The following is a 14,780-nucleotide window of genomic DNA, read 5'->3' as shown; positions in this document are numbered from 1 at the left end:
CAGCGGATGCCCTGGTGCGCGCTCAGGCGGCTGTCATCACCTGGTCGATGCCCAGCGGGCGGTGCGGGGCGATGATCTGGCCGTCCGGCAGAAGCTCACCGGTGTCCTCGAACAGGAGCACGCCGTTGCACAGCAGGCTCCATCCCTGCTCCGGGTGGTGCGCCACGAGACGGGCGGACTCCCGGTCGGCGGATTCGGCGGTCGGGCACGGTGGCTGGTGCTGGCACATGGTGGTGGGGATCTTTCGCTCTGTCGGTATGTGTGAGATGGCTGTCGTGTCTGTCCTGCGGCTCGTGGTGTCGCTCATCGCCGCCCCCCGTCGGTGATACGTCGGTCGGAACCCAGTGTTGCCCCACGGGCGTCGATCCGCAGGGATTTCGCAGCACCGCTCCTCACAGGTTCATGACGCATGCCCCGCCCGGACGGTTCAGCTCGACCGCAGGGTCACTTCGGATGGTTCGGGGTGGCCGGAAGGGGCTAGTCCGTACGGGACCGACCCGCACGTCGCCCCTCGTACGAGCGTGATGGTGCACGGACGAGCGAGGGGAGCGGGAGGTGTTCGATGGGCCGAACATGCGACGTGCCCCGCGGCCGTCTCCGGCGGCGGGGCACGGTGAGAGGAGACCCGGAAGCTATGCCGGCTGGCCGAGCAGCGGCGTGCGGGTGATCCGGAGGGTCAGGATCGGCAGGAGGTCGGCGACGCGGTGCGGGCGGTGCGCCGCGATGCCGGGCGGCGCGGGGGCGAGCGGCACCAGGAGGTCGTTCGCGGCGGGATGGCCCGTCGCGCCGTCGGCGGTGCAGTCGCCGTGCAGCCACAGGGTGAGCATGTACAGCTCCGGCACGGACAGCAGCCGGGCCTGGTAGGGCTCGGTCAGCGAGGTCTCCGCCTGGAGCACGGCGCGCTCGGTGGCGGCGACGTACGGGCCCTCGAAGAAGTGCGAGAAGGCCCAGCCGTCGGGCGTCAGCATGGTCTCGGCGGCGGCCACGGCGCGGCCCCCGGAGCGGATGAGGAATCGCCACCCGGCGAGCCGGGTGGCCGCGCCGGCCGGGGTGATCCGGTCCAGGACATGGACCGGCAGCGGAAGTTCGGGGGTCGCGGGTCCCTGGGCCGTGCGCAGGGAGGGAGTGGGAGCCTCCCGGACCGCGGTGGGGGAACCGAGTGCCGTGAGGACGGAGCGGAGAGCGGGCGCGGGAGCCTGAGGGACATGCAGCTGCATGGTGGGTCGCCTCTCATTCGACAGGCAAAGGGGCGCGAGGGCGCGGTGGGCGGGCGGACGGCGCTGTCAGCTCTCGGGGTCAGAGGGAGGGAAGGGGGGTGACCGAGCCCGGACGAATGGCGGCGCTTTGACGACAGGGCCCGAACCGTGAGCGCCAACTCTCTGCCCCGTGCGCAAAGTTTATACGACGCGTGTTCATGCGCTGTTTCATCGGAACGACGCGCTTATGTCGGCAAGGTGATATCCGGTCGGCGATAAAGCGGGGTTCGTCCCGGTCCTGCGCAGGCATCGGCGCGGCGACCTCGGAATACTTGTCCGTGGCGGTCGGCTGATTCTCGTCGGCGTTTTTCACGACACGGTTGCACTGTGAAACTGCGTCCTGCTCCATGCCTCGTGAATGTGCCCGGGCGTGCGCCGCCTCCAGCGTAGCGGGTGACGGTCGCAACAGGGACGTTATCGATCGCGTTGCCTGGGCATCATCCCCCGTGACCCCGGACAGCAGCGGCCGTAACGTCGGCCTGCCCATCTCAGGAGGGACGCTTCGATGGGAGAGAAGGTCGTGGCAGGGCCGTTCGACCTGTCCGATCGCCAGCACTACCGCGACAAGCTCAGGCAGTGCCTGACGGGACTTGCGCGACTGCTGGAGGAGAAGCGGTTCGATGGCCCCAAGAACCTGATGGGCCTGGAGATCGAGTTGAATCTCGTCGGGCAGGACGGGACTCCGAGAATGATGAACGCCCAGGTTCTGGAAAGGATTGCGAGCCGAGATTTCCAAACAGAACTCGCCATGTTCAACCTCGAGGTCAACATAGCTCCACACAGGTTGGGAGACCGGGTTTTCGACCGGCTCGCCGAGGAGCTGCGGATCTCGCTCGCCTATGCCGACCGGAAAGCGAACGAGCTGGATGCCTCGATCCTGATGATCGGCATCCTTCCGACGCTCGACCGCGACGACCTGGTCTCCTCCAACCTCTCCGCGGTCGACCGCTACACCCTGCTCAACGACCAGATCGTGGCCGCGCGCGGCGAGGACTTCCGGCTCGACATCGAGGGTGTCGAACGGCTCGAGTGCAGCGCGCGGTCCATCACGCCCGAGGCCGCCTGCACCTCGGTCCAGCTGCACCTCCAGGTCACCCCGAACCGCTTCGCGGACCTGTGGAACGCGGCCCAGGCGGTCGCGGCGGTGCAGGTCGCGCTCGGCGCCAACTCTCCGTTCCTGTTCGGACGTGAGCTGTGGCGCGAGTCCCGGCCGCCGCTGTTCCAGCAGTCCACCGACACCCGGCCGCCGGAACTCCAGGCGCAGGGTGTGCGGCCGCGGACCTGGTTCGGGGAGCGCTGGATCACCTCGGCCCAGGACCTGTTCGAGGAGAATCTGCGCTACTTCCCGGCGCTGCTGCCGATCTGCGACGAAGAGGAACCCCTGCGCGTCCTGGACGAGGGAGGCGTCCCGAAGCTCGCGGAACTGGTCCTGCACAACGGCACCATCTACCGCTGGAACCGACCCGTCTACGGCATCGCGGACGGCGTCCCGCATCTGCGGGTGGAGAACCGGGTGCTGCCCGCGGGACCCACCGTGACCGATGTGATCGCCAACGCGGCCTTCTACTACGGCGTGGTCCGCGCCCTCGCCGAGGAAACCCGGCCGGTGTGGACACGGCTGCCGTTCGAGGCCGCCGCCGCCAACTTCGACACGGCCTGCCGGTATGGCGTCGAGGCACGCCTGCAGTGGCCCAAGCGCGGCCGGTACGGCGGGACCACCGAGGTGGCGGCCGTGGACCTGGTGCGCGACGAACTGCTGCCGCTCGCCGAGGCGGGACTGGACGCATGGGGAGTCGAACCCGCCGACCGGGACTTCTACCTGGGAGTGATCGAGGAACGGTGCCGGCGGCGGGTCAACGGCGCGAGCTGGCAGGCGGCCATGTTCCACCGGGCCCTGGAGCGGGGGCTGGACCGGGACGCCGCGCTGGCCGCGACGACTGTGCGGTACCGCGAGCTGATGCACGCCGGAGAGCCGGTCCACACCTGGCCGGTCGGGTTACCGGAACCGGCGGGCGTGAGGTGAGTGATCCCGTGCGGCCGGGCTGACCGGCCGCACGGTCATCTCGGTCCGTCTCCCCTGACGAGCAGCCCCTCCCTGTTGAGCCCCGTGCCCGTACACAGCCGTATGGCAGAAGATGGGGACGAGGCGGGATCGCTCAACTGGAGGCGGAGTGCGGGTGGAGGCAGGGTCGGTGGCCGATTCCTTTACGGCGGAAGGACCGACACGACGGATTTTCCGTGCCGAGACGCTGCTGGTGCTGGGGCTCTCGCTCGGGGCGAGCGGGGTCTCCGCGCTGATCAGCTTTGTCGGGTCGGTCACCAAACCCGGCGGGCTCAAGGACCAGGCGGCCACCATGAACGCCTCGGCCGCGCCCGGCCGCCCCTGGCTCGATCTCGCCTGGCAGCTCTTCGGGATCGCCACCGCGCTGGTCCCGGTGGCGCTGGTCGCGCACTTCCTGCTGCGGGAGGGCGCGTCGCTGCGCACGCTCGGCTTCGACAGGAGGAGGCCGTGGCCGGACCTCGGGCGCGGGGCGGCGATCGCGGCGGTGATCGGCTCCACGGGCGTCGCCTTCTACCTGGCAGCCCGGGGGCTGGGCGCCAACCTGACGGTGGTGCCCGAGGCGCTGCCGAACGTGTGGTGGAAGTTCCCCGTTCTGATCCTGTCGGCGGTGCAGAACGCCGTCCTCGAAGAGGTCATCGTCGTCGGCTATCTGCTGCGCCGGCTGGGCCAGCTGGGCTGGACCCCCGGCACCGCCCTGGTGGCCAGCTCGGTGCTGCGCGGCTCCTACCACCTGTACCAGGGCATCGGCGGGTGCTTCGGCAACATGGTGATGGGCGTGGTCTTCGTCTACCTCTACCGGCGCTGGGGGCGGGTCGGCCCCCTGGTGGTGGCCCACTCACTGCTCGACATCGGGGCGTTCGTGGGGTACGCGCTGCTGGCGGGGAAGGTGGGCTGGCTGCCGACGGCGTGAACGGGCCGGACAGGGGCGCACGAGGGCGTCGCGGGCCCCTGGTGTGCCGTTATGCGAGCAGTTCGCCCTCGATGACGGTGACCGCGTGGCCGGTGAGCAGGGTGCGGTCGCCGCGGAGTTCGGTGCGGACGCGGCCGGAGCGCGGGGAGGCCTGCAGCCCGGTGAGGTCGGGGCGGCCGAGGCGCTCGGACCAGTAGGGGGCGAGGGCGGTGTGGGCGCTGCCGGTGACCGGGTCCTCGTCGATGCCGACGTTGGGGAAGAAGCAGCGCGAGACGAAGTCGTACCCGCGGGAGGGATCCTCGGCGCGAGCGGTGGCGATGATGCCGCGTCGTGAGTGGCGAGCGAGGGCCCGGAGATCCGGGGTGAGGCCGAGGACCGTCTTCTCGTCGGCGAGCTCGAGGACCAGGTCACCGACCCCCGGCCCGGTGTCGACCGCGGTGCGGGGCTGGGCGCCGAGGGCCTCGGCCACGCCGTCGGGGATCTCGACGTGGGTGAGCGGCGCGGTGGGGAAGTCCAGGGTGACCGAACCGTCCTCGTGCGGCGCGGCGCGGAGGACGCCGCTGCGGGTGGCGAATCGTACGGGGCCCTCGTGCGCGCCCGTGGTGTGCAGGACGTGGGCGGTGGCCAGGGTCGCGTGGCCGCAGAGGGCGACCTCGGTGGTGGGGGTGAACCAGCGCAGCGCCCAGTCCGCCTCGCCTCCCTCGGGCAGACGGTGCGCGAAGGCGGTCTCGGCGTGGTTGACCTCGCGGGCCACGTTCTGGAGCCAGTCGTCGTCCGGGAACGAGTCGAGGAGGAGGACACCGGCCGGGTTGCCGGCGAAGGGGCGGTCGGCGAAGGCGTCGACGATACGAATCCGCATGGGCCGACGCTAGAGGCCCATCGGCAGGGCGGGCCAAGGCCAATTCGGGGCGGCTGGACTGGTGTCGGCGGCCGGCGGTCGGCGGCCGCCGCGTGGGACGGTCAACGGCATCAGGCCGTGCCCGGGCCCGGCCGGGCCGTTGCCCACCTCCGCGACGAAGGACCGGTACTCCACCGGGAGAGCCGTGCCGTGGGATTCCTCGAACGCCCGGATCTCCCTCTGCGGCAGCTGCGGCGCCAGCGCGTACCGATGCGTGCGCGCCCCGAAACGCTCCCGCTCCGGGTCCCGTGCGGCCCTCTCCCGTATCCGTGCGCGGACGCCGTCCTCGTCCCAGTTCGCCATCCAGCGACCGTAACAAGGACGTCCGCGCTCCGGCCCGCCGCGCCTCCCGCTACGCGACCGTCGGCTGCCGGCTTCCGCAGCAGGGCCTCTGACCGGGGCGATCAATCTTCGATCACAACACCAACTCGCATCCGTCGACGTTCGATTGGCCAGGCGGTCAGAGTTCGACGACACCGGGAACCGAGCTTCGGCAGGGCCTTGTCCTGTGAACAGTCCCGATATATCGTTGAAGCATCGCGACAGATCAACGATGGAATGGAGTGATTGCCATGCGTTCCCATGGACAGGACTTCGGATACGAACGACACGGACACCACGGCGGTCCCGGGCACCACATGAGGGGCGGCTTCGATGGTCGCCGTGGAGCCTTCGGTCCCTTCGGGCCGGGCGGACCCGGCGGCCCCGGCTTCGGCGGACCGGGCTTCTTCGGCCCGGGCTTCTTCGGCCCGGGCGGACCGTGGGGCGGGCGCGGCCGGGGCGGACCGCGGGGCAGGGCGCGACGCGGTGACGTACGCGCGTCGATCCTGGCCCTGCTCAAGGACCGGCCCATGCACGGCTACGAGATGATCCAGGAGATCGCCGAGCGCAGCGGCGGGGCGTGGAAGCCCAGCCCGGGCTCGGTCTACCCGACCCTCCAACTGCTGGAGGACGAGGGTCTGATCGCCAGTGAGAGCGAGGGCGGCAAGAAGCTCTTCTCGCTCACCGAGCCGGGTCGCGCCGCGGCCGACGAGGGTCCGGACGCCCCCTGGGAGGAGGCCTCGCGCGGTGTCGACTGGGAGGCGCTGCACGAGATCCGGCAGGCCGGAGTCGGTCTGATGGAGGCGTTCGGCCAGGTCTGGAAGACCGGTGACAAGGACCAGCGCGACAAGGCCCTCGCGGTCATCAACGAGGCCCGCAAGAAGCTGTACCTGATCCTCGCCGACGAGCACTGACGACGCGGTGAGGTGAGGGCGCCCCGCGGCACCGCGTCCGCGGGGCGCCTTGGCGCCGGCGTGCGTACCGTCAGGACACCAGTGCGCCCAGCCTGCGCAGCGACTCGTTCAGCGCGGCCGTCGCAGAGTCCTTCAGCTTGCCCGCCATGAGGGACACCGCCGCACCGGTGAACTCCCCGTCGATACGCAAAGAGGTGGCCTCGCCGTCGGGCGTCAGCGTGTAACGGGTGGCGAGATCCACGGCCATCGGGCCCTTGCCGCGGATGGACAGCACGCGCCCCGGACGCAGTTCGTCGATGGTCCAGACGACCTCGGCCGGGAAGCCCATGAGCTTCATGTTCTCCTCGAATGTCCCGCCCACCGCGAGGGTTTCGGGACCACCCTTCGGAAAGCCGGTGTGGGTCGCGTTCCACTCGCCGTACGCCGACCAGTCCGTGAGCGCGGCCCACACCTTCTCGGCGGGGGCCTCGATGCGAGCTTCCGCGCTGACTCCGGCCATGCGACCACCCCTTCGCGTCGGCTGCTGCGCCGGGCGCAGCTGTGGTGTCGCGGAACGTAGCCGCAGGGTCTGCAACATTCAATACTGATGAACAGTCAGAAATGGCGGGCGTCGATCCCGCGCCGGCCGCAGGCAGGGCGATGCGCGGCCCCCGAGCGGAAGGGGCGCGATGTCATCCGTAAGGAGGAGAACCGGGTCAGCCATGCGCAACCTGTGTCGGACGCACGAATGCTGCCCGCCGAGGATGACTCGGACCGCTGGGACTGATGGGGTGGAGGACGTGCCACCCCGTCACGTCCAGCGACCGGCCGCCGAACGCGGCACGCACCAGTCCCACCTCGATGCCAGGGTCACCTCGGAGCTGGCAGCGGTGCTTTCCGGCGCCCGCAGGAGGGCGCTGCGTGACGGGGACCGGGGGATCGACACCGCCCATCTGCTGCACACGCTGCTGGAGTCCGACCCCGAGGTGCGCGTCGTCTTCGACGGGCCGCAGGTCGCCCGGCTGCTCGGTTACCTCGTCCAGCGCGCCATCGGCTACGGCCTGCGCTGGCAGACCACCGTCGAGGGCTCGGGCGCGGTGCCGGTGCTGAAGGAGCCGGACGGCTGGTCGCCCGCCGCGGCCACCGCCCTCGCGGCGGCGTACGGGCGCGCTGCCGGACGCGGTGACGTATGCGCCCGCGGGCTCGACCTGCTCGCGGCGATGGTCGCGGCCCCCGAGTCACGCGCCGTCGAGGTTCTCGGCCGCGCGGGCGTCGACGTAAGGGCGCTGGCGGACCGGATCGAGGCGGCGGGAGTGGTTGCGTCCAGTCGCTGAGACAGGAGCTATCGATGATGACGCTCATGTCGTCTCCTGCCATCATGTGCCGGTGCATGTGTCTCAGGGCAGTCAGAGCAACCGTGGCAGAGGCGTCGGGTTGGGGCTCGCGCTCGCGTCGGCGGTCGCCTTCGGTGGGTCGGGTGTCGCGGCCAAGCCGCTGATCCAGGCGGGGCTCGACCCTCTCCACGTGGTGTGGCTGCGGGTCACGGGCGCGGCGCTCGTGATGCTGCCGCTCGCCGTACGCCACCGCGCCCTGGTGCGCCGCCGACCCGCCCTGCTGGCGGGGTTCGGACTGCTCGCCGTCGCCGGCGTCCAGGCCTGCTACTTCGCCGCGCTGTCCCGGATACCCGTCGGTGTCGCCCTGCTCATCGAGTACCTGGCGCCCGCGCTCGTCCTCGGTTGGGTGCGCTTCGTGCAGCGGCGGTCGGTGGCGCGTGCCGCGGCGGTCGGTGTGGTCCTCGCGGTCGGCGGGCTCGCCTGCGTCGTCGAGGTGTGGTCGGGGCTGGGCTTCGACCCGCTCGGGATACTGCTCGCGCTCGGCGCCGCCTGCTGCCAGGTCGGCTACTTCGTCCTGTCCGACCAGGGCAGCGAGGCGGGCGACCAGGCCCCCGACCCGCTCGGCGTCATCGCGTACGGACTGCTCGTCGGGGCCGCCGTGCTCACCGTCGTGGGCCGTCCCTGGACCATGGACTGGCCGGTGCTCACCGGCACCGCGGACATGAACGGCACGCGTGTCCCGGCCGTCCTCCTCCTTGCCTGGATCGTGCTGATCGCCACGGTCCTCGCCTATGTCACCGGCGTGCTGGCCGTGCGTCGGCTCTCGCCCCAGGTCGCGGGCGTGGTGGCCTGCCTCGAAGCGGTCATCGCCACCGTGCTGGCCTGGGTGCTGCTCGGCGAGCACCTCTCGGCGCCGCAGATCATCGGCGGTGCGGTGGTCCTGGTGGGCGCGTTCATCGCCCAGTCCTCGGCGCCCGCGCAGGGCTCCGCGGAGCCGGTCGCGAGCGCCGGCGAGGAAAGTGAGTTGTCGGCCCGCGAAGCTGCCGCCTAGGGTACGGATCATGCATTCGGACGCACTCGTTCTTCCGCCTCCGGCCGCCTGAGGCGGGCCCTCCGGAAACCGCGCTCGGCCAAGCGCCGGGCGCAGCGGTGTGCTGCCCGCAGAAGAAGTCCACGGACCCGGCGCATGACGGGTCCCCTGCCGAACTTCTGCACCTCTGCGGAGACAACTCGTGTCGAATGTCGCCTCCGGCCTGCCCGTCGGGCGAGGCCTTCTCTATCTGATCGTCGCCGGTACCGCCTGGGGGACCGCGGGCGCGGCCGGATCCCTGGTCTACCGGGCCAGTGACATGGGCCCTGTCGCCCTGTCCTTCTGGCGCTGCGCGTCCGGGCTCGTGCTGCTGGTCGCCGCCCGCCTGATGCGCCCGCGTGCCGCCCGCGCCGCCGCACCCGGGCCGTTCGGCCGCAGGGCGCTGCGGGCCTGTGTCACCGGGCTGGGACTCGCCGTCTTCCAAACCGCCTACTTCGCGGCCGTTTCCGCCACCGGGCTCGCGGTGGCGACCGTCGTCACTCTCGGCGCCGGGCCCGTCCTGATCGCCCTCGGCGCCCGTATCACCCTGGGGGAACGGCTCGGCGGCGGCGGTGTGACCGCCGTCGCCGGGGCGCTCGCCGGACTGGGGGTGCTCGTGCTCGGCGGCGGTGGCGCGACCGTGCGCCCGTGGGGTGTGGTGCTCGGGGTCGTGTCGGCGGCCGGCTACAGCGTCATGACGCTGCTCACCCGGTGGTGGGGGCGCGGCGGCGCGGTCGACGGGCCCGCAACGACCGTGCCGGCGTTCGCGGTCACCAGTCTGTGCCTGCTGCCGCTCGCACTGGACGAGGGGCTGCTGCCGCACGCCGCCCACCCCGCCGTGCTCGTGGGGCTGTTGGCGTACATCGCGGCGGTGCCCACGGCCCTGGCCTACGCCCTGTACTTCGCGGGCGCGGCAGTCGTACGGTCCGCCACCGTGTCCGTGATCATGCTGCTCGAGCCGGTCGGCGCGGCGGTCCTGGCCATCGCCCTGCTCGGTGAGCGACTCACGGCGGCGACGCTCGCCGGCACGGCACTGATGCTCGGTTCGGTCGCGGGGCTCGCGCTCGCGGAGGCGCGGCAGGCGCGGGCGGCGGAGGACGAAGCGGTCCCGGTGTGACGGGACTGAGGGGTGCGGGTTCCACGAGGCCGTGCAGGACCCCGCACCGGCACCTCACCGGTCCGGGGACCACACTCCCCGCCTGCGCAACTGGTGCTCCCGGGCCGCCGTGTCCCGCACGCCGCCCCGCGCCTCGAGGCCCGCCACGATCCGGTCCTGCACCTCTTCCGCCTTGTGGCTCGCGTACTTGAACTTCGCCCGGACATCGGTCACTTCGAGCCGCAGACCGCGGATCCCGGACAGCATGCGGCCGTACGGCGCCTCGCCCGCCGCCGCCCGTGCGGAGCCGCCCTCCGGCTGGAAGTGGCCCATCTGGCGGTTCAGCAGCTCCGCCTTGCCGGGCGCGTCGTCCACCACATGGGCGATGCACCGGAGCTGGACGGCCGCGTAGAAACTCGTCGGCACGCCGTGCTCGGACGGGGCGCCGGCCGGGGCCTGCCAAGGGCCGGGCACATACACGTAGTCGTCGACCACGCTGAGCAGTACCCGGGGGTTCGCCTCCAGAGCGGTCCAGAGCGGGTTGGGGCGGGCGAGGTGGGTGACGGCCTCGCCGCGCCCGGCGTCGTACGCGAAGTGCAGCGGCTGCACGTAAGGCGGCTCGCCCGGCGGTCCGTTCACGGCGAGTTGCCCGAAGTCATGGGCGGCGAGCCAGCGTTGCCACTCCGTGTCGTCGCGGGGCGCGTCCCAGGGACGGATCAGCATCACAGGGCCGCCAGGTAGTCCGGCAGGCCGGTGCCGGGTGCCAGGCCGGCGTCCGGGAGCGGGGTGCCGTACTCCCTGCGGACCGGGACCACGCCGGCCCAGTGGGGGAGTGAGAGGTCCTCGGGCTCGTCGTTCACGCCGCCGGTGCGGAGCTTGGCGGAGACCTCGTCCAGGTCGAGGCGGATCACGGCGGTGGCGGCCAGCTCCTTCTTGTCGGCGGGCCGGGAGTCGCGTGAGCGGCCCGGCACGACGTGGTCGACCAGCGCGTCCAGGGCCGTGCGCTTCTCCTCGGGGTCCGTGACCTGGTGGGCGATGCCGTGCACCACCACGGAGCGGTAGTTGATCGAGTGGTGGAAGGCCGAGCGGGCCAGGACCAGGCCGTCGACGTGCGTCACCGTCAGGCAGACCGGAAGCCCGGGGTCGGCCTCGCCGGTCATCCGCAGCGGACGTGAGCCGGTCGAACCGTGGACGTACAGCCGCTCGCCGACCCGGCCGTACAGCGTGGGCAGCACGACCGGCGCGCCGTCGCGGACGAAGCCGAGATGGCAGACGTAGCCCTCGTCGAGTATCGCGTGCACCAGTTCCTTGTCGTACGACGCACGGCCCGCGGAGCGCGTGGGGACGGTGCGGTCGGTCGGGGTGTAGACGGCGGGCCGCGGTGTCGTCTGTCGGTTCCCCTGCATGTGCGCCCCCTGCATGTGCGCCCTCCATTGCACTAGTGCATAATCTGCTTTGTGCTAGGAGGATATCGGTTCACAGGACGGCGCGCAGCGGAGATTGCGGCCGGCGTCGAGCATGCGGTCGGTACCGGCGAGCTGGAGCCAGGCGAACTGCTCCCGCCGCAACGGGAGTTGGCCGTCGAGTTGGGCGTCAATCCCAACACCGTCGCGGCCGCCTACCGCATCCTCCGGGAGCGCGGCGTCATCGAGACCGCCGGACGCCGCGGCAGCCGGGTACGGCCGGCGCCGGCCACGACGGGCCGGGACCACATCCGTGTGGACGTGCCCGAAGGCGTACGCGACGTGTCGAGCGGCAACCCGGATCCGGCCCTGCTGCCCTCACTGGCGAAGGCGTTCGCGGCGGCCGCCGCCGAGGGCGACCGCGCACCGGTGCTGTACGGCGACGTCGCCGTGGAACCGGAGCTGGCGCGGCTCTCGCGGGCCGCGCTGGACGCCGACGGGGTGCCGGACGGCCCGCTCGCCGTCGTCTCCGGATCGCTCGACGCTGTCGAACGGGTGCTCGCCGCCCATCTGAAGACCGGGGACGCCGTCGCCGTCGAGGATCCCGGCTGGGGCAGGACCCTCGACCTGGTGCCGGCGCTCGGACTGCGCACGGTCCCTGTCGGCGTCGACGACGAGGGGCCCCTGCCCGACGCCGTACGGGCGGCCCTGGAGGCCGGTGCGCGTGCCCTCATCGTCACGGATCGGGCGCAGAACCCGACCGGCGCGGCGGTGAGCGCCCCCCGCGCGCGTGCCCTGCGAGCCGTGCTGCGGGAGCATCCGGGGACTCTGCTGATCGAGGACGACCACGGCCACGGGATCGTCGACGTGCCCCTCCACCCCCTCGCCGGGGCCACCCGGCACTGGGCCCTGGTCCGCTCGGTCGCCAAGGCGTACGGCCCCGACCTGCGGCTCGCGGTGCTCACCGGGGACACCGTCACCGTCGACCGCGTGCGCGGGCGGCAGCGGCTCGGGCCCGGGTGGGTGAGCCGGTTCGTGCAGCGTGCGGTGGTCCGTCTGTGGACGGACGACACGGTGGACGCGCGGGCGGTCGCCGCGGAGTACGGCCGGCGCCGCTGCGCGCTGATCGACGCGCTCGCCGAGCGCGGTGTCACGGCCCACGGCGTCACCGGCATGAACGTGTGGGTGCCGGTGCCCGACGAGACCGGCGCGGTAGCCCGGCTGCTGCACGCCGGCTGGGCCGTCGCGCCCGGCGCCCGCTTCCGGCTGAGCGCGCCGCCCGGCATCCGGATCACCGTCTCGACCCTGACCGCGGACGACACCGGGCCCCTGGCGGACGCGGTGGCCTCCGCCCTGGGGCCGGGCCCAGGGCGGAGCTATGTCTAGTGCCGCAACAGGCGACGTCCGCCCCGTCGCGACGCCCGGCAGGCCCTCTCGGCGCACCGGCCGAAAGCCCGAGTGCGTCCAGTACGAGGACTTCCGGCCGGCACTCCCCCAAGCTCTTCGAGCAGGGGGTACCCCCAGAGCAGGCACCGGACGCCGCTCCTTGACGGGCAAACGTTGCCAGCCGCGTCACCAACCTGCCCGAACAGCACACCTAGCTCCCGGTCTCGACCTTGGGGCGGGACTGGGTCAGTGCCGCGCCCGCCAGGACGATCAGTGCGCCGACCGGTGTCGACCAGGTCAGCGACTCGCCGAGGACCGCCACGCCCGCGGCGATGGCGACGACCGGGACGAAGTACGTGACCATCTGCGCCGTCGTGGGGCCGACCTCGGCGACCAGGCCGTACTGGACCAGCATCGCCACACCCGTGCCGAGCGCGCCCAGCGCGGCGATGGCCAGCAGGGGCAGGACCGCGACGTGCGTGGGCAGGGTGGTGAAGACCGGCGTGACGACGGCCAGTTGCAGCGTGGCCAGCAGCAACTGGCCGCCCGTCAGCGACAGGTGGGAGTGGGCGGAACCGGCCAGGGTGCGGCGGACGTAGATCCAGCCCACCGGGTAGCTCAGCGAGGCGAGCAGGGCCAGCGCCGTGCCCGTCAGGTCCAGGCCGTGGAAGCCCTGCCAGGCGCCGAGCACCGTCAGCACGCCGAGGAAGCCGATGCCGAGCCCTGCCACCCGGCGCCGCGTCGGCCGGTCCTCCGAGAGCGCCACCAGGGACAGGGCCATGCCCCACAGCGGCGAGGTCGCGTTGCATATCCCGGCGAGCGTGGACGGGATCGTGAGCTCCGCGTAGGCGAAGAGAGAGAACGGCAGCGCGTTGAGGAGGAACCCCGCGACCGCCAGATGTCCCCAGGTGCGGGCGGAGCGCGGCAGGCGCTCGCGCTTGACCGCCATGGCGACGGCGAGCACCGCCGTGCCGAAGACCAGTCGGCCGAGCGTGACCTGGAACGGGGCGTACGCCTCCGTGCCGACCTTGATGAACAGGAAGCTGAAACCCCAGATCAGCGAGAGGGCACCGAAGCGGATCCGCCAGTCGAGGGCGGCCCGGCGGCGAGGGGCGGTGGTGGGGGCGGTGACGGTTCGGGGAGTGGAGACGGTGCTCATGGTCCCCACGATGACCCAGACGATCTCGTAGCACAATCGAGATTTCGCACTCGGTATCTCGTAGAATTGCTTACATGTTGAACCTCGAGCGTCTGCGCACCCTCGACGCCCTCGCCCGGCACGGCTCGGTCAGCGGCGCCGCCGAGGGACTGCACGTGACCACCTCGGCCGTCTCCCAGCAGATGGCCAAACTGGAGCGTGAGGTGGGGCAGCGACTGCTGGCCAGGAACGGGCGCGGGGTGCGGCTCACGGACGCGGGCCGGCTGCTCGCCGAGCACGCGGCGCGGATCCTGTCGCAGGTCGAACTCGCCCAGGCCGACCTGGAGGCACAGCGCGGGCAGGTGGCGGGTGAACTGCGCCTGTCGGCCTTCCCCACGGCCGCCCGCGGACTGTTCCCCACCGCGCTGGCCGCGCTGCGCGCCGACCATCCCGCGCTGCGGCTGCGCTCGAGCGAGCTGGAACCCGAGGACGGGGTGGCGGGCGTGGTGCGCGGCGACCTGGACCTCGCGGTCGTCCTCGACTGGTACAACAAGCCGATGCCGCTGCCGGACGGCTTGGTGAAGGCGGCGATCCTGGACGATCCGGCGGATGTGGCGATGCCGGCCGGGCACCGGCTCGCGAACCGGGCGGAGGTCGGCCTGGAGGAGTTCGCCGAGGATGAGTGGATCACGTGGGGCGACGGCGAGTTCTGCCATGAGTGGCTCATGTTCACCCTGCGTTCCAAGGGCATCGAGCCGTGCGTCGGCCACCGCGCCGGGGAGACGCACACCCAGCTCGGGCTGGTCGCCGCCGGGCTCGGGGTGTGCATCGCACCGCGCCTCGGGCGCGACCCGGTTCCCGGGGGAGTGGTGACCGTGCCCGTTCGGCAGCAGGTGCGACGGCACGTCTATGTGGTGTGGCGGGCCGACGCCGACCGCCGCCCCTCGATCCGGGCGGCGGTGGAGGCGTTGCGCGCCGCAGGCGAGGCCGTGACGGCCCGGGTGAGCGGGTAGG

The 14,780-nt window shown here is 72.1% G+C and carries 16 protein-coding genes; 8 read left to right on the top strand and 8 right to left on the bottom strand.

All coding sequences use genetic code 11. The annotated features are described in order from the left end of the window. Nucleotides 1-22: 22 nt before the first annotated feature. Together SY2F82_RS37315 and SY2F82_RS37310 are read right to left on the bottom strand one after the other, a co-directional pair. Nucleotides 23-229, bottom strand: a complete 207-nt coding sequence (locus SY2F82_RS37315; protein ID WP_200423537.1) for a DUF5999 family protein — start codon at nucleotides 227-229, stop codon at nucleotides 23-25. 403 nt (nucleotides 230-632) lie between these two features. Then, nucleotides 633-1,217, bottom strand: coding sequence for a hypothetical protein (locus SY2F82_RS37310; protein ID WP_200423536.1), 585 nt, complete (start codon nucleotides 1,215-1,217; stop codon nucleotides 633-635). A gap of 544 nt (nucleotides 1,218-1,761) precedes the next feature. Between SY2F82_RS37310 and SY2F82_RS37305 the strand changes: the two genes are divergently transcribed. Continuing rightward, the gene (locus SY2F82_RS37305) at nucleotides 1,762-3,279 is read left to right on the top strand and encodes a glutamate-cysteine ligase family protein (RefSeq protein ID WP_200423535.1); all 1,518 of its coding nucleotides are present in this window, start codon (nucleotides 1,762-1,764) and stop codon (nucleotides 3,277-3,279) included. Nucleotides 3,280-3,427: 148 nt separating this feature from the next. Next, nucleotides 3,428-4,228 (top strand): CPBP family intramembrane glutamic endopeptidase, encoded by an 801-nt coding sequence (locus SY2F82_RS37300; protein ID WP_200423534.1) that lies wholly within the window; start codon nucleotides 3,428-3,430, stop codon nucleotides 4,226-4,228. Between the two features lie 49 nt (nucleotides 4,229-4,277). On the opposite strand, the gene SY2F82_RS37295 is transcribed toward SY2F82_RS37300, so the two are convergent. Together SY2F82_RS37295 and SY2F82_RS37290 are read right to left on the bottom strand one after the other, a co-directional pair. Continuing rightward, the gene (locus tag SY2F82_RS37295) at nucleotides 4,278-5,087 is read right to left on the bottom strand and encodes a PhzF family phenazine biosynthesis protein (RefSeq protein ID WP_200423533.1); all 810 of its coding nucleotides are present in this window, start codon (nucleotides 5,085-5,087) and stop codon (nucleotides 4,278-4,280) included. A gap of 9 nt (nucleotides 5,088-5,096) precedes the next feature. Next, a complete protein-coding gene (locus SY2F82_RS37290; protein WP_200423532.1) occupies nucleotides 5,097-5,429 on the bottom strand; it encodes an SMI1/KNR4 family protein in 333 nt (110 codons plus the stop codon). Between the two features lie 269 nt (nucleotides 5,430-5,698). Between SY2F82_RS37290 and SY2F82_RS37285 the strand changes: the two genes are divergently transcribed. Next, a complete protein-coding gene (locus SY2F82_RS37285) occupies nucleotides 5,699-6,361 on the top strand; it encodes a PadR family transcriptional regulator (RefSeq protein WP_200423531.1) in 663 nt (220 codons plus the stop codon). Between the two features lie 70 nt (nucleotides 6,362-6,431). Here the strand turns inward: SY2F82_RS37285 and SY2F82_RS37280 are convergent, their stop codons facing one another. After that, on the bottom strand, nucleotides 6,432-6,860 hold the full coding sequence (locus SY2F82_RS37280) for an SRPBCC family protein (RefSeq protein WP_200423530.1): 429 nt from the start codon (nucleotides 6,858-6,860) through the stop codon (nucleotides 6,432-6,434). Between the two features lie 271 nt (nucleotides 6,861-7,131). Here SY2F82_RS37280 and SY2F82_RS37275 point away from each other — a divergent pair, with 271 nt between their 5' ends. The 3 genes from SY2F82_RS37275 (at nucleotide 7,132) to SY2F82_RS37265 (ending at nucleotide 9,860) form a co-directional block, all read left to right on the top strand. Next, nucleotides 7,132-7,674 carry a Clp protease N-terminal domain-containing protein gene (locus tag SY2F82_RS37275; RefSeq protein ID WP_236042037.1) on the top strand — a complete coding sequence of 181 codons (543 nt, stop codon included), beginning with the start codon at nucleotides 7,132-7,134 and terminating at the stop codon, nucleotides 7,672-7,674. Between the two features lie 46 nt (nucleotides 7,675-7,720). Beyond that, nucleotides 7,721-8,725, top strand: a complete 1,005-nt coding sequence (locus SY2F82_RS37270; RefSeq protein ID WP_200423528.1) for a DMT family transporter — start codon at nucleotides 7,721-7,723, stop codon at nucleotides 8,723-8,725. Nucleotides 8,726-8,906: 181 nt separating this feature from the next. Continuing rightward, nucleotides 8,907-9,860, top strand: coding sequence for a DMT family transporter (locus SY2F82_RS37265; RefSeq protein ID WP_200423527.1), 954 nt, complete (start codon nucleotides 8,907-8,909; stop codon nucleotides 9,858-9,860). 54 nt (nucleotides 9,861-9,914) lie between these two features. On the opposite strand, the gene SY2F82_RS37260 is transcribed toward SY2F82_RS37265, so the two are convergent. Next, complete coding sequence (locus SY2F82_RS37260; RefSeq protein WP_200423526.1) at nucleotides 9,915-10,562, bottom strand: FMN-binding negative transcriptional regulator; 648 nt, start codon at nucleotides 10,560-10,562, stop codon at nucleotides 9,915-9,917. Further along, complete coding sequence (locus SY2F82_RS37255; protein WP_200423525.1) at nucleotides 10,562-11,245, bottom strand: pyridoxamine 5'-phosphate oxidase family protein; 684 nt, start codon at nucleotides 11,243-11,245, stop codon at nucleotides 10,562-10,564. The genes SY2F82_RS37260 and SY2F82_RS37255 overlap by 1 nt, the downstream gene beginning before the upstream one ends. 51 nt (nucleotides 11,246-11,296) lie before the next feature. Between SY2F82_RS37255 and SY2F82_RS37250 the strand changes: the two genes are divergently transcribed. Continuing rightward, nucleotides 11,297-12,628, top strand: a complete 1,332-nt coding sequence (locus SY2F82_RS37250) for an aminotransferase class I/II-fold pyridoxal phosphate-dependent enzyme (protein ID WP_200423524.1) — start codon at nucleotides 11,297-11,299, stop codon at nucleotides 12,626-12,628. A 211-nt stretch (nucleotides 12,629-12,839) separates the two neighbouring features. Here the strand turns inward: SY2F82_RS37250 and SY2F82_RS37245 are convergent, their stop codons facing one another. Then, nucleotides 12,840-13,787 carry a DMT family transporter gene (locus tag SY2F82_RS37245; protein WP_200423523.1) on the bottom strand — a complete coding sequence of 316 codons (948 nt, stop codon included), beginning with the start codon at nucleotides 13,785-13,787 and terminating at the stop codon, nucleotides 12,840-12,842. Nucleotides 13,788-13,861: 74 nt separating this feature from the next. On the opposite strand from SY2F82_RS37245, the gene SY2F82_RS37240 reads away from it, so the two are divergent. Continuing rightward, nucleotides 13,862-14,779 (top strand): LysR family transcriptional regulator, encoded by a 918-nt coding sequence (locus tag SY2F82_RS37240; RefSeq protein ID WP_200423522.1) that lies wholly within the window; start codon nucleotides 13,862-13,864, stop codon nucleotides 14,777-14,779. Nucleotide 14,780 lies beyond the last annotated feature (1 nt).

The organism is Streptomyces sp. Y2F8-2, assembly GCF_014905555.1.
GTDB classification, from domain to species: domain Bacteria; phylum Actinomycetota; class Actinomycetes; order Streptomycetales; family Streptomycetaceae; genus Streptomyces; species Streptomyces cynarae.
The sequence above is the reverse complement of the archived record's forward strand: the minus strand, read 5'-3'. Positions and strand labels throughout refer to the sequence as shown.

Coding starts and splice junctions, on each gene's coding strand:
- SY2F82_RS37315 (WP_200423537.1), bottom strand. CDS start 229: ATGTGCCAGCACCAGCCACCGTGCCCGACCGCCGAATCCGCCGACCGG.
- SY2F82_RS37310 (WP_200423536.1), bottom strand. CDS start 1,217: ATGCAGCTGCATGTCCCTCAGGCTCCCGCGCCCGCTCTCCGCTCCGTC.
- SY2F82_RS37305 (WP_200423535.1), top strand. CDS start 1,762: ATGGGAGAGAAGGTCGTGGCAGGGCCGTTCGACCTGTCCGATCGCCAG.
- SY2F82_RS37295 (WP_200423533.1), bottom strand. CDS start 5,087: ATGCGGATTCGTATCGTCGACGCCTTCGCCGACCGCCCCTTCGCCGGC.
- SY2F82_RS37290 (WP_200423532.1), bottom strand. CDS start 5,429: ATGGCGAACTGGGACGAGGACGGCGTCCGCGCACGGATACGGGAGAGG.
- SY2F82_RS37285 (WP_200423531.1), top strand. CDS start 5,699: ATGCGTTCCCATGGACAGGACTTCGGATACGAACGACACGGACACCAC.
- SY2F82_RS37280 (WP_200423530.1), bottom strand. CDS start 6,860: ATGGCCGGAGTCAGCGCGGAAGCTCGCATCGAGGCCCCCGCCGAGAAG.
- SY2F82_RS37260 (WP_200423526.1), bottom strand. CDS start 10,562: ATGCTGATCCGTCCCTGGGACGCGCCCCGCGACGACACGGAGTGGCAA.
- SY2F82_RS37255 (WP_200423525.1), bottom strand. CDS start 11,245: ATGCAGGGGAACCGACAGACGACACCGCGGCCCGCCGTCTACACCCCG.
- SY2F82_RS37245 (WP_200423523.1), bottom strand. CDS start 13,787: ATGAGCACCGTCTCCACTCCCCGAACCGTCACCGCCCCCACCACCGCC.
- SY2F82_RS37240 (WP_200423522.1), top strand. CDS start 13,862: ATGTTGAACCTCGAGCGTCTGCGCACCCTCGACGCCCTCGCCCGGCAC.